General features: G+C 56.0%; 15 protein-coding genes. 6 read left to right on the forward strand and 9 right to left on the reverse strand.

Annotated elements, in window-relative coordinates; translation table 11 throughout:
* Nucleotides 1-6 precede the first annotated feature (6 nt).
* On the forward strand, nucleotides 7-957 hold the full coding sequence (locus ACWTV3_RS08215) for a D-alanine--D-alanine ligase family protein (RefSeq protein WP_498477700.1): 951 nt from the start codon (nucleotides 7-9) through the stop codon (nucleotides 955-957).
* A 427-nt stretch (nucleotides 958-1,384) separates the two neighbouring features.
* Here the strand turns inward: ACWTV3_RS08215 and ACWTV3_RS08220 are convergent, their stop codons facing one another.
* The 9 genes from ACWTV3_RS08220 to rpmH all read right to left on the reverse strand — a co-directional run bounded on the left by ACWTV3_RS08220 (nucleotide 1,385) and on the right by rpmH (nucleotide 6,699).
* Nucleotides 1,385-1,519: a hypothetical protein gene (locus ACWTV3_RS08220; RefSeq protein WP_498477702.1), complete on the reverse strand. Its 135-nt coding sequence runs from the start codon at nucleotides 1,517-1,519 to the stop codon at nucleotides 1,385-1,387.
* Nucleotides 1,520-1,806: 287 nt separating this feature from the next.
* The gene (locus ACWTV3_RS08225; RefSeq protein WP_498477703.1) at nucleotides 1,807-2,757 is read right to left on the reverse strand and encodes a ParB/RepB/Spo0J family partition protein; all 951 of its coding nucleotides are present in this window, start codon (nucleotides 2,755-2,757) and stop codon (nucleotides 1,807-1,809) included.
* Entirely contained in the window at nucleotides 2,757-3,674 is a 918-nt protein-coding gene (locus tag ACWTV3_RS08230) for a ParA family protein (RefSeq protein WP_498477704.1), read from the reverse strand. Before ACWTV3_RS08230 ends, ACWTV3_RS08225 begins: the two co-directional genes overlap by 1 nt.
* 66 nt (nucleotides 3,675-3,740) lie before the next feature.
* Nucleotides 3,741-4,376 (reverse strand): 16S rRNA (guanine(527)-N(7))-methyltransferase RsmG, encoded by a 636-nt coding sequence (gene rsmG, locus ACWTV3_RS08235; RefSeq protein ID WP_498477706.1) that lies wholly within the window; start codon nucleotides 4,374-4,376, stop codon nucleotides 3,741-3,743.
* Between the two features lie 14 nt (nucleotides 4,377-4,390).
* Nucleotides 4,391-4,921, reverse strand: a complete 531-nt coding sequence (locus ACWTV3_RS08240) for a Jag family protein (RefSeq protein WP_100387784.1) — start codon at nucleotides 4,919-4,921, stop codon at nucleotides 4,391-4,393.
* Complete coding sequence (yidC, locus tag ACWTV3_RS08245; RefSeq protein ID WP_498477707.1) at nucleotides 4,918-5,895, reverse strand: membrane protein insertase YidC; 978 nt, start codon at nucleotides 5,893-5,895, stop codon at nucleotides 4,918-4,920. The genes ACWTV3_RS08240 and yidC overlap by 4 nt, the downstream gene beginning before the upstream one ends.
* 7 nt (nucleotides 5,896-5,902) lie before the next feature.
* Nucleotides 5,903-6,214, reverse strand: a complete 312-nt coding sequence (yidD, locus tag ACWTV3_RS08250) for a membrane protein insertion efficiency factor YidD (RefSeq protein ID WP_100387782.1) — start codon at nucleotides 6,212-6,214, stop codon at nucleotides 5,903-5,905.
* The gene (gene rnpA, locus ACWTV3_RS08255) at nucleotides 6,211-6,552 is read right to left on the reverse strand and encodes a ribonuclease P protein component (protein WP_498477708.1); all 342 of its coding nucleotides are present in this window, start codon (nucleotides 6,550-6,552) and stop codon (nucleotides 6,211-6,213) included. The genes yidD and rnpA overlap by 4 nt, the downstream gene beginning before the upstream one ends.
* A gap of 9 nt (nucleotides 6,553-6,561) precedes the next feature.
* Nucleotides 6,562-6,699 carry a 50S ribosomal protein L34 gene (gene rpmH, locus ACWTV3_RS08260; protein ID WP_022895130.1) on the reverse strand — a complete coding sequence of 46 codons (138 nt, stop codon included), beginning with the start codon at nucleotides 6,697-6,699 and terminating at the stop codon, nucleotides 6,562-6,564.
* A 287-nt stretch (nucleotides 6,700-6,986) separates the two neighbouring features.
* Here rpmH and dnaA point away from each other — a divergent pair, with 287 nt between their 5' ends.
* The 5 genes from dnaA (at nucleotide 6,987) to ACWTV3_RS08285 (ending at nucleotide 12,445) form a co-directional block, all read left to right on the forward strand.
* Nucleotides 6,987-8,405, forward strand: coding sequence for a chromosomal replication initiator protein DnaA (gene dnaA / locus ACWTV3_RS08265; RefSeq protein WP_100387781.1), 1,419 nt, complete (start codon nucleotides 6,987-6,989; stop codon nucleotides 8,403-8,405).
* Nucleotides 8,406-8,731: 326 nt separating this feature from the next.
* Complete coding sequence (gene dnaN / locus ACWTV3_RS08270; protein ID WP_100387780.1) at nucleotides 8,732-9,877, forward strand: DNA polymerase III subunit beta; 1,146 nt, start codon at nucleotides 8,732-8,734, stop codon at nucleotides 9,875-9,877.
* Between the two features lie 3 nt (nucleotides 9,878-9,880).
* Nucleotides 9,881-10,777 carry a phosphogluconate dehydrogenase (NAD(+)-dependent, decarboxylating) gene (gene gnd, locus ACWTV3_RS08275; protein ID WP_498477711.1) on the forward strand — a complete coding sequence of 299 codons (897 nt, stop codon included), beginning with the start codon at nucleotides 9,881-9,883 and terminating at the stop codon, nucleotides 10,775-10,777.
* 11 nt (nucleotides 10,778-10,788) lie between these two features.
* Nucleotides 10,789-11,952, forward strand: a complete 1,164-nt coding sequence (gene recF, locus ACWTV3_RS08280; RefSeq protein ID WP_498477712.1) for a DNA replication/repair protein RecF — start codon at nucleotides 10,789-10,791, stop codon at nucleotides 11,950-11,952.
* Complete coding sequence (locus ACWTV3_RS08285) at nucleotides 11,945-12,445, forward strand: DciA family protein (RefSeq protein WP_100387777.1); 501 nt, start codon at nucleotides 11,945-11,947, stop codon at nucleotides 12,443-12,445. Before recF ends, ACWTV3_RS08285 begins: the two co-directional genes overlap by 8 nt.
* Nucleotides 12,446-12,576: the final 131 nt, after the last annotated feature.

Below are 12,576 nucleotides of genomic sequence, written 5' to 3' on the forward strand. Positions count from 1 at the left end.
AACATCATGAACGATTCACCCATCCGCGTACTCGTTCTAGCTGGCGGAATCTCGCATGAACGGGACGTCTCGCTGCGTTCCGGTCGCCGAGTTGCCGATGGCCTCCGTGCTCAGGGCAAGATCGTCGAGCTCCGAGACCCGGATGCGTCATTGCTGCCCTACTTGCGTGAGGCTAAGCCGGATGTGGTCTGGCCTGCACTCCACGGCGCAAGTGGAGAGGACGGTGCCCTGCGCGGTCTCCTCGACCTCATCGGCATTCCCTACGTGGGATCGCGAGCAGACGCAGCGCGTTTGGCGTGGGATAAGCCCACCGCCAAGTCGCTTGTCTCTCGTGTGGGAGTTCGTACGCCACTGTCGATCGCTTTGTCTCGCGATTCCTTCCGCGAACTGGGTGCTCACAGCATCTTGGACGAGCTTGCCGACGAATTGTCGGGGGAGTTGGTTGTGAAGCCAGCTCAGGGTGGATCAGCACAGGGTGTCTCGATCGTGACGGACCGTGCCGATCTTCCGAGCGCCATGGTTAATGCCTACAACTATTGCGACGTTGCTCTCATCGAACAACGCATTACCGGAGTCGAGATCGCTATCGGCATTCTCGACAGCGGTATGGGTCCAGTGGCACTTCCCGCCGTGGAGATCGATCCAGTCGACGGAGCCTACACTTTCGAGGCTCGCTATAACGCTGGTCAGACACGCTTTTACACCCCGGCTCGCATTTCGCAGGAGCACGCTGATCGCGCCGCTGAAGCAGCACTCGCCGCTCATTCCGCGCTCGGACTCCGTCACTTGTCGCGCGTAGATCTCATCGTGGACGGTGCCGGCACGCCCTGGTTCCTCGAGGCAAACGTGCTGCCCGGCCTCACCGAAACTTCGATTCTGCCGCAAGCTTTGGTCGCCGCGGGCCACGATCTCGGCTGGGTTTACGCCGCTCTCGCCGACATTGCGATGGAGAACTAGGGCACCTCAACCACCCTCGTGCCGTCAGCAGCAGTGCAGATTTAATCGTCCGGCGAAGTCTTTATCTAACGTTCGGCCGCGGATGCCCTTGCTGTTATACACAGGCCTATCCACAGCACGAGATGCCATGTTTCACGTGGAACATAGCAAAAGTGAGGCCCCGTTATCCACAGGTCGTACACACCCCACGCGCCTTCCGCACCGTCGTTCTGTAAGCGCTGCTGAACCGACTGCCGACTGCCGACTGCCGACTGCCGAATAGCGAATAGCGAATAGCGAATAGCGAATAGCGAATAGCGAATAGCGAATAGCGAAGTTTCACGTGAAACATGCCCGGTGTAACCCGGTGTTGCAGCGAGGCGCATGCTCACCACATCGCACGATCAGCCGTGAACGTGCACGGGCGGTGTGGCGGTCACCGTCACCCTCACACGGTCAGCGTGGCGGTGGCGGTGAGCGCCAACACCCACACCAACACCCACACCAACACCAACACCCACACCAACACCAACACCCACACCCACACCCACACCAACCAAGCCGACCGCGGAACCCGGGGCAATCGCCGCCCCTCTACTTCAGCGGCATATAGGTCGACGAACACCCCAGACGAACATGACCAGCACGTTCAACGTGCCAGCCACGACGAAACCCATCTACCGATGAAGGGATCGAGGCTTTAGATCCCGCGTAACCCGTGTGTTAGCTGTTTCATGTGTTGGCACTAAGGCTCGCCGTGATCACGATTGCCAATCCGCACAGCTTCCTTGGACCACAGCTCACCGCAATCTTGAATAGCAGCGCACTTAGCTAAAGCACTCCCGCGGGGGGAGTGGTCGTCATCGCTCTCTAGGAACTGAAACCGGTGTCGCCCAGTTCTTCGAGGATACGGTTGAGATCCGCCACGGTTGCGAAGTCGATAACCACCTGGCCCTTACTCGCTCCAAGAGTTACCTTCACGCGGGTATTCAGTCGGTCACCGAGGCGTTCAGCAATCTCATCGAGATGGCCCTGCTTCTTGCCGCGGGACGGCTTAGTGCGAGGGGGCTTGGTTGAAAGCGACCCTGCAGCGGCTTCCGCTGCGCGCACGGAGAGCTCTTCATTGACGATTTTCTCCGCCAAACGCTCCATTCCGGCACTGTCAGGCAGCGATAGGAGCGCTCGAGCGTGTCCTGCGGTGAGAACTCCCGCCGCTACTCGGCGCTGAACGCTTTCTGGAAGGCGCAAAAGACGCATTGTGTTCGTAATTTGCGGGCGAGAACGGCCAATCCGCTCCGCAAGCTGTTCCTGGGTGATCCCAAAATCGGCAAGAAGCTGCTGGTAGGCGGATGCTTCTTCCAACGGATTCAAGTTAGCGCGGTGCAGGTTCTCGAGAAGAGCATCACGAAGCATGTCTTCATCAGCAGTGCTCTTGATAACGGCCGGAATGCTTGCAAGCCCGAGGTGCTTGCTCGCGCGAAGGCGACGTTCACCCATAATCAGTTCGTACTGTGGCCCACCTTCGACCGCATCGACAAGAGGGCGAACCACTATTGGCTGAAGAACACCGATCTCGCGAATCGAGACAATCAGTTCCTCTAGTTCTTCCTGACGGAATTCACTGCGCGGTTGACGCGAATTAGGAACGATGTCGAGAGGGGAGAGGCTTGCGAGGCGAGCCCCAGGAACGGAACGCAACCGTTCGGGCGCAATCTCGCCACCGGGGAAGAATACGTCGACAGGGCGCTCTTGGTTCTCATCCGCGGAGGGAATCAGCGCGCCGATTCCCCGACCCAAACCAGTTCGTTTTGGTGCTGCCATTATTTGGGTGCTCCTCGATGTGCGATCTCCGCTGCCGCTTCAAGATAGGAAAGCGATCCAGGGGAGTTCTGGTCGTAGCTAATAACACTCTGGCCGTAGCTGGGTGCCTCAGAAATACGGACCGAGCGGGGGATGAGGGTAGTCAACACCTGCTTAGGAAAGTGAGCGCGCACGTCATCGACGACCTGGTTAGCAAGATTGGTCCGAGAGTCATACATGGTCATCAAAATCGTGGAGACTCGCAGTCGCGGATTCAGATGGCGCTCGATGAGCTTGATGTTATTAAGGAGTTGGCTCAGGCCCTCAAGTGCGTAGTACTCACACTGAATCGGGATCAGGACCTCTTGAGCTGCAACGAAAGCGTTGATGGTGAGCAGTCCTAGTGACGGCGGGCAGTCGATGAAAACGTAGTGGAACGGTTCCGGCGTCTCCAAGAGGAAGGCGTCGAGCGCTGACCGCAGCCGTTGTTCACGGGCAACGAGAGAAACAAGCTCGATCTCGGCACCAGCCAGATGAATCGTGGCCGGCACGCAGTAAAGTGCGTCGAATTCAGGACTCTTCTGTACGACATCTGCCATCGGAACATCGTTGATCATGACGTCGTAGACGCTTGACGTCTCCGAACGGTGCTCGACACCAACGGCAGTCGAAGCATTTCCCTGCGGGTCAAGATCGATCACAAGAACGCGGGCACCCGTGCGTGCCAGAGCAGCAGCAAGGTTCACTGTGGATGTGGTCTTTCCAACCCCGCCCTTTTGGTTCGCTACTGTGAAAACACGTGGCGAAGAGGGGAGGGGCAAGGAGGCTGATGCAACAGCCTGTCGGCGACGAGTGAGATCCGCAATCTCCCGCGCAAGCGGCGTGGTTTCATCGAACGGCTTACCTTGTTCGTTGACTTCGCTTTCGGGATGTTTCACGTGAAACTTTCTCTCAGACTGCTGTAAAAACGGGGAAGACTGGTAGCGACAATAGTGAATGCCGAATTAGTCCACTCTAGCCCGAAAGACCCTTGTGATCTCCGGAGTGATGCCTTCGCCTAGAACGAGAGACTCCACATCCTTGAGGCGGGCCTTGCGAATCACCTTCGCAGCAGCCTCTATCTCTTCGTCGATGCGCGCACCCTTCATGAACACCATCTCGCCGCCAGGTGCAAGGAGGTGCTCTGTGGAGGGGATCAACTTCGAGAGCGCAGTAACAGCACGCGCGGTAATCTGCGAGAGAGCTTCAGCGTAAGGAGCATCCTGTGAACGAGAGCGATCAACGACTACATTCGACAACCCGAGGCGCTCGACCTCAGCATTAAGCCAGTCCACGCGCCGCTCCATCGGTTCGATGAGAACGAAGTTCACGTCGGGGCGAGCAATTGCTAGAACCAGACCAGGAAGACCTGCGCCACTGCCAATGTCACCGACGAGCCCCGGTCGAAGCAGGGGAGCGACAAGCACACAGTTCACAATATGACGGGACCACAAACGGGGAACCTCTAGGGGACCAATAAGACCAAGTTCTTCACCTCGAAGAGCCAAGCTCTCGGTGTACGCACGCGCTAGATCGATACGCGAGCCAAATAGCTCAGCCGCAATTTGAGGCTCTTGTTCGAGCACTACTCCGTCGGTCAATGTTTCACGTGAAACTATGAACGAGTAATGACAGTGTGACGGTCGCGGCCTTCACCGCTGGACTGCGAGACGAAACCGCGCTCAGCCACAACATCGTGAACAAGCTTGCGCTCGTACGAAGACATCGGGGGGAGTGCTGCGGAATCAGATCCCGCTTCGATGCGCGCAACCGCCGCATCGACAAGCTTCGAGAGTTCCGCGGCGCGAGCCTCACGCGAGCCACCAATATCCAAGATAAGACGCGAGAATGCACCGGTCTTGTTCTGAACCGCGATTCGGGTCAGTTCCTGAAGTGCTGTCACAGTGTCAGGCTTGGAAAGCAAACGAAGATTAGTGTCTTCGCTGGATGTCACTGATACATATGAGCGACCCGCCCGCGCATCGATCTCGATGTCGCCATCGAGGTCTGCGATATCGAGCAGCTCCTCGATGTAGTCAGCCGCAATATCGCCTTCTTCTTCGAGTTGCGCGGTGGTTCGGTCTTCGCGATCGTCCACGGGAGCGGACTCGACAGCGGTGGTCTCGGTGTCAGAAACGTTCGTCATTTCTTCTTTCCCTGCTTCTTCTTCGCACGGTTTTTGCTAACGGGCTGTTCCCGCTGCGGGTTCTTAGGTTCCTCGATCACGATCGTGCCAGCATCGGGAGTCTCTTCAACGATGCCCTTGCGCTGATTGCGCTTAGCGAGGCGCGCTTCTCGAGCGAGTGCTGCTTCACTGCCAGGGGTGGGCATATTGCGAATGACGAGGAACTGCTGACCCATGGTCCAGAAGTTCGACACCAGCCAGTAGAACATCACGCCAAGCGGGAACGTGAATCCCGAGAACGCGAAGACGAGGGGGAGTAGGTACAACATGATCCGCTGCTGGCGGTACATGGGGCTAGCCTTCATCTCTGCCGACTGGTTCTTCGACATGATCTGCAGCTGAGTGATGAACTGCGATCCGGTCATCAGAATGACCATGATGACCGCGGTGATGATGACTGCTACGTTGCCCTCTGCCGTGCTGATCGCGAGGTGCAGGGGAGCGATGTCAAAGAGTGACGAGGTACCAAAGGATTCTGAGAGCTCGGCGTTGAGGAGTCCAACACCCGGGGCATTTCCCTCGAGTTGAGCGTTGCGCAGTACTGAAAAGAGACCGAAGAAGATCGGCATCTGTAGAAGAAGAGGAAGGCAAGAACTAAACGGGTTGGTACCCGCGTCCTTGTACATCGCCATCGTTTCACGAGACATTGCCTCGCGAGAGAACTGATCTTTCTTGCCCTTGTACTTGTCCTGGATCTTCTTGAGCTGAGGTGCGACTTCCATCATGCGACGCTGGCTCTTGATCTGGCGCACGAAGACTGGAATCAAGGCTGCACGCACAACGAGGACGAGGCCGACGATCGAAAGAACCCAGGTCAGGCCAGCATCCGCGTCCATACCGAAGAAGGTAAGGATTTCGTGAAAGGCGACGAGGATTGCCTCGATTACCCACTTGATTGGCCAAAGCAGATTGCCAAAGAAAGCAAAAAGATCCATGAAGTGGTTAGCCCCTTTCGTGGCTTGCGGCTATAACAAAGCCGAACCGGGTGATCTGGTAGCGGTCATGCCGGCGAGCCGGGATGTCATCGATACCGCCCTCTGCCCAAGGGTGGCAGCGAAGGAGTCGACGAGAGCCAAGCCACACACCACGGATAACACCGTGCTGCTGAATAGCTTGAAGAGTGTAGTGAGAGCACGACGGGTAATACCGGCAAACATCTCCATACAGCGGAGAAATTACTGCACGATAGATGCGCAGGATAAACACACAGAGGTTTCGCGGAATGAGCAACGCGAACGTAACGACGGCGTTCATACCTTCACCACGATGCGGTCAATCCCTTCTGAGATCTCAGCCTGTAGCGTAGTCCACTCCGCTTGAGCGGAACCTGCCAGAGCCCGAACAACGATGTCCGCATTCGCGTGCACGTCCGGGAGCAACTGAGCTGCCGCCGCCCGGAGCCGACGACGAACCCGGTTACGTATAACCGCGTTGCCTACTGCCTTGGAAACAATGAATCCAAAGCGCACGCCCTGAGACCTCTCGTTGTTCACAATGTGGACAACGCAGTGCGGTGATGTAAAACGGCGACCCCGACGAACAGCCAAACGAAAATCGCTTGGTAACGCGACGCGGTTCGCCTTAGACAGCACCGGACGAGATTACGCGGAGAGTTCGGTGCGTCCCTTACGACGACGCGCGCTCAAGATCGCGCGGCCGGCACGGGTACGCATGCGAAGACGGAAACCGTGAACCTTCGCGCGGCGACGGTTGTTCGGCTGAAAAGTTCTCTTGCTCATAGCTATATCTCCAAGGCCCAGCTCTAGCAGCCGGGAAGAATTGGTAGGCCCTAAGGCCGGAAGTCAACTGATTAAAACTACGGCGTTAAACGGATGCGGTCAAACCGCAATGTGAACAACGCCGCATTATCCACACAGAATACATCGGTATTGGTAACGACATGCTGTGGACAACTAAGGTGACTATCGGTGCATAACGGCCAAAAGATCACAGTATTTCAGCGAGAATAGCTGTACTCACCAGTGGATAAGCCTGTGAGTAATTACTGCAGAGGGATGGGAAAAGAATGTCGGAAACACCCGACCCGACTAAGGGACTATGGCAAGTAGTTCTAACGCACCTCAACGGAGACGAGCGAATTACCCCGCAATTGCAGGGCTTCGTGAACCTGGTTGAACCTAAAGGTGTGATGGCTGGAACGCTCTATCTCGAGGTTCCGAACGAACTCACCCGCGGCATGCTCGAACAACGACTTCGACAACCATTCATCGATGCGATTGCTGCCCTCGATGACTCGCACGGAGTCACCAACTTCGCGACAGTCGTGAATCCAGAGATTCAACAGGATGCTCTTTCCCAGGATCTTCCTCATACCGAGCAGCCGTACATCGAACCCACTCCTCCTGCTCCCGTAGAAAAAGCATCCTCTCCTCGCCGCAGTGACTCACGACTCAATCCCAAATACAGCTTCGACAACTTCGTTATCGGCGGCTCGAACCGTTTCGCCCATGCCGCAGCAGTTGCCGTAGCCGAAGCTCCCGCCAAGGCTTACAACCCGCTCTTCATCTATGGAGGATCAGGGCTCGGCAAAACTCACCTCTTGCACGCAATCGGTCATTACGCCGAGAGCCTCTATCCCGGCATCCGCGTTCGCTATGTGAGTTCAGAAGAATTCACGAACGACTTCATTAACTCGATCGCCAACAACCGGGCCTCGGTATTTCAGTCGCGCTATCGCGAGATCGACATTCTGCTCATCGATGACATCCAGTTCTTACAAGGCAAGGACTCCACGCAAGAGGCGTTCTTCCACACGTTCAACACCCTTCACGACCACAACAAGCAAGTGGTCATCACGAGCGACCTGCCTCCGAAGCACCTCACCGGTTTCGAAGACCGCATGCGGTCACGCTTCGAGTGGGGCCTGATTACCGACGTGCAGGCGCCTGATCTCGAGACCCGCATCGCCATTCTTCGCAAGAAAGCGCAGAGCGAGAAGATGCAAGTGGGAAACGACATCCTGGAGTTCATGGCATCGAAGGTCTCATCGAACATCCGCGAGCTCGAAGGCACGCTTATCCGCGTTACCGCTTTTGCGAGCCTCAATCGCACAGAGGTGGACATGGCACTGGTTCAAACAGTGCTCAAAGATCTCATCACCCTCGACGAAGACAACGTCATTGCACCGGTCGACATCATTAATCACACAGCCGACTACTTCAAGCTCACGGTCGATGACCTCTACGGGTCATCTCGTTCCCAGGCTGTAGCTACTGCTCGTCAGATCGCAATGTATCTCTGCCGTGAAATGACGAATCTGTCACTGCCCAAGATCGGTCAGCTCTTCGGCAACCGGGACCACACCACCGTGATGTACGCGAACAAGAAGATCACGGAGCTCATGAAAGAGCGTCGTTCTATCTATAACCAGGTCACTGAACTGACCAGTCGCATCAAGCAAAACCACCGATTCACTCAAAAATAGGTTTTTCCACTTGGGGATAACTTGGGGATAACCTCTCCAACTCGCCGGAAAGATTGTTGATCACAAGAATCTTTCTGTGGAATTGGAAATTCTTGTAACTCGAGTTTCCACGGAGAGTGCGACTGTTCTCCACGACTCGTCAACAAGTCACAAGGATGTAGTTTCCAGCAATTACAAGAATTTCGACGAGTTATGCACACAATCCACAGCGGTTAAGAGTGTGACCTTTAAAGAATGAAATTTGAATCCCAAATAACCTGTAGTTCGCAAGTGGATCGGCTGTGCCAGTATTAACGGCCAGAGCGTGATCCGGTTAGGGGTAGTTCATGAAGTTTCAGGTCAATCGTGACGTCTTCAGCGAGGCGGTTTCGTTTGCGGTCAAACTGCTGCCGCAGCGCACAACGCTGCCCATTTTGAGTGGAGTCTTGATTGAAGCCACCGATGAGGGTCTGACACTGTCGTCATTTGACTACGAGGTTTCGGCTCGCACCCAGATCGTTGCTGAGGTTGAAGAGCCAGGTCGCATCCTTGTTTCGGGCAAGCTTCTCGCCGACATTGCGAGCCGACTCCCCAATGCTCCCGTGCGTTTTAGCACTGAAGAGAACAAGATCATCGTTGCCTGTGGCACTGGTCATTTCACATTGTCGAGCATGCCCGTCGAGGAGTATCCAAGCCTTCCCCAGATTTCCGACAAGGTTGGAACTCTGAAAGCGGATTTGTTCTCGGCCGCTATCTCTCAGGTCGCCGTTGCGGCTTCGCGTGACGATGTCACTCCGGTCATTACCGGTGTGCAGCTCGAAGTTTCTGAAAACAACATTTCGCTCGTCGCCACTGACCGCTACCGCGTTGCCGTTCGGGACATCGAATGGGATGCTGGCGCCTCAGGCGTTGAAACCGCCACCGCTCTCGTGCCGGCGAAGACGCTGATGGAGGTCGGAAAGACCTTCGGAAACAGCGGAGAAATTTCCGTGGCCATCACGAGCACCGATGAGCGCGAGCTCATCGCCTTCCAAGCAGACAAGAAAACTGTGACGTCGTTGCTCATCAAGGGCAACTTTCCACCGGTTCGCCGACTTTTTCCCGAGACTGTGGATAACTTCGCCGTCATGAACACGGGAGAGCTGATCGAAGCTGTTCGTCGTGTCTCTCTTGTACTCGAACGCGAAGCCGCATTGCGCTTCACCTTCACCGAAGAGGGAGTCACTCTTGAGGCGATCGGATCTGAGCAGGCCCAGGCATCCGAAACCATTGATGCGTTCTTGACCGGTGATGACACTGTGGTTTCGCTGAAGCCACAGTTCCTCATCGATGGCTTGAGTTCCGTGCACTCGGAGTTCGTGCGCATTTCGTTTACCAAGACGGAAAACCCGAACAAGCCAGGTCCCGTATTGATCACTAGCCAGTCGTCGAAAGACCAGCCGGGCAGCGACAACTACAAGTACCTTCTCCAGCCCAACCTCTTGTTGAGGTAGTTCATGGCAGACACCACGCACGTCGGAATCATCGGGCTCGGAAAAATGGGCGGCAACATGCGCGAGCGCATGCGAGCTGCCGGTCTTACGGTCACCGGATATGACCCGAACGCCGAGGTCTCCGATGTTGCCGAACTATCTGACCTAGTGGATGCATTGCCTACCCCGCGAATCGTGTGGGTCATGGTTCCTTCGGGGCCGATTACCGACTCGGTGATTAGCGACGTTGCAACACTTCTTGAGCCGGGCGACCTCGTCATCGATGGCGGAAACACCCGTTTCACTGATGACCAACTTCACCGAGACAAGCTAGCTGAATTGAAGCTTCACTTCGTTGATGTTGGGGTTTCGGGGGGAATTTGGGGCCTCGAAAACGGTTACGGGCTAATGGCCGGCGGCGAAAAAGCTGACATTGAGCGCGCGATGCCGATATTCGACGCGCTTCGTCCTGAAGGTCCTCGCGATGAAGGATTCGTGCATGCTGGCCCCGTAGGTGCCGGACACTACGCGAAAATGGTCCACAACGGCATCGAATATGCATTGATGCAGGCCTGGGCCGAGGGATTCGAACTGCTCGATAGTCGCAAAGATCTCATCGAAGACGTTCCCGGAACATTCAAGGCATGGCAACGCGGAACAGTCGTTCGATCCTGGCTGCTCGAACTCCTGGTGAAAGCATTGGAAGAAGATCCTGAATTCACTGACATCGCCGGCTACGTCGAAGATTCAGGGGAGGGCCGCTGGACAGTCCACGAAGCACTCAACCAGGCGGTTGCGGTTCCCACTATCAGCGCAGCAATCTTCGCGCGCTTTGTCTCTCGTCAAGAAGACTCGCCCTCAATGAAGGCTGTCGCTGCTCTCCGTAATCAGTTCGGCGGGCATAGCGTCCGCAAGAGCTAAGCTCTGCCGCAATGCGCGTAACTCACGTCGAACTTAAAGATTTTCGCAATTACAAGGAGCTCACTCTCGAGCTCGGCGCTGGCCCGACTCTGATTGTCGGATCGAATGGCCAGGGCAAAACAAATTTGGTCGAGGCGCTCGGGTTTTTGAGTACCCTCGGATCGCATCGAGTCTCGACCGATCATGCGATGGTGCGCCAAGCAATGGATGCCGCGATCGTGCGTGTGCGTCTCGAACACAACGATCGTAAATTCTTGGCAGAAGTACAGATCAATCGCTCCGGGGCGAATCGTGCTCAGATTAATCGTTCTGTTATCCGCACTCGCGAACTGCCACGGTACTTTTCTAGCGTTCTCTTTGCTCCCGAAGATCTCGCTCTCGTTCGCGGCGAACCGTCTGGCCGTCGACGTTTCATCGATGACTTGCTGGTGTTGCGGTCGCCGCGCTTTAGCGGAGTGATGAGTGACTACGAGCGCGTCGTGAAGCAACGCAACATGCTGCTTAAATCGGCTCGCGCATCCGGGGTCCGAGACGCTCAATTGAGCACGCTCGATGTGTGGGACGAACGGCTGGTGGCTTTTGGTGCAGAGATCATCAGTGCTCGAAGCGCGCTCATCGCCGATCTGAGCCCTGAAGTGGCTCGTGCGTACGAACAAATCGTCGGTGCAGATCATGGTGCATCGCTTGCTAATTCATTGAGCATCATTTCGCGACAGGATGACCCGGACAACGCTGTTGCCACCAATGCCGTCGGCGAAATAATTTCGGTCGCTGACGCGACGACAGCATTCACGGCGGCCCTCGCTTCCGTGCGAAAAGCAGAGCGAGATCGTGCGATTACGCTGGTTGGCCCGCATCGCGATGACTTGATTTTTGGGCTCAATGGGCTGCCGGCGCGAGGCTACGCCAGCCATGGTGAATCATGGTCGTTCGCGCTGGCGCTCAAATTGGCATCCGCTGAGTTGTTGCGTCGTGATTCATCGGCGGGTGACCCCGTGCTGATTTTGGATGATGTTTTTGCCGAACTTGACCAGTCACGCCGCGAGCGGTTGGCGAGTTCGATCTCCGGGTTTGAGCAAGTTTTGATTACAGCTGCGGTATTTGGAGATGTTCCGGAGGAACTTGCAGCGAACGTCGTGCGCATCAAAGCTGGCGAGGTGATTGTCGGTGAATGATCGCGATCCCAATGTTGACGAACACGTTGCCGTGTATCTGCGATTTCGCGATGTCTTTGGCGACGCCACGAAACGTTCGTACATGGCGCGAAAGCGGAACAAGAAAGAGCCGGGGACTAGCGTTCCCTTTGCTCCAGGCCGTGATCCGCACGGATTGGGCGATGTGATGGACAGCCTCACTTCCAATATGGGATGGAAGTCCCCGCTCGCTCGTTCGGAACTGATTCTGGCCTGGACCACGATCGTCGGTGCTGAAACAGCCGAACATTCTGAACCTGTGGGAATTGAGGAAGGTGTGCTCACCATCCGTTGCGATTCCACAGCGTGGGCAACACAGCTGCGACTTATGCGTGGACACATCACTACGACGATCGCTCAGCAGCATCCGGAAGCGGGTGTGGAAACCGTGCGCTTCGAAGGCCCCAACGCCCCTTCGTGGAAAAGAGGCCCCAGATCAATTCCAGGTAGGGGCCCGCGCGATACTTACGGTTAGGGAGACAAAATAGGTCACGCCGCTAAAGAAACTCCCGTAGAACGCGATTTGACCGCCGCGACCGCTCGGAATTTGTTAGAATCTCAAGAGCCGTCGGACGCACCTCCTTATGGAGTTATCCGCTCTGAATG

This window comes from Salinibacterium sp. AL4.1 (genome assembly GCF_059767305.1).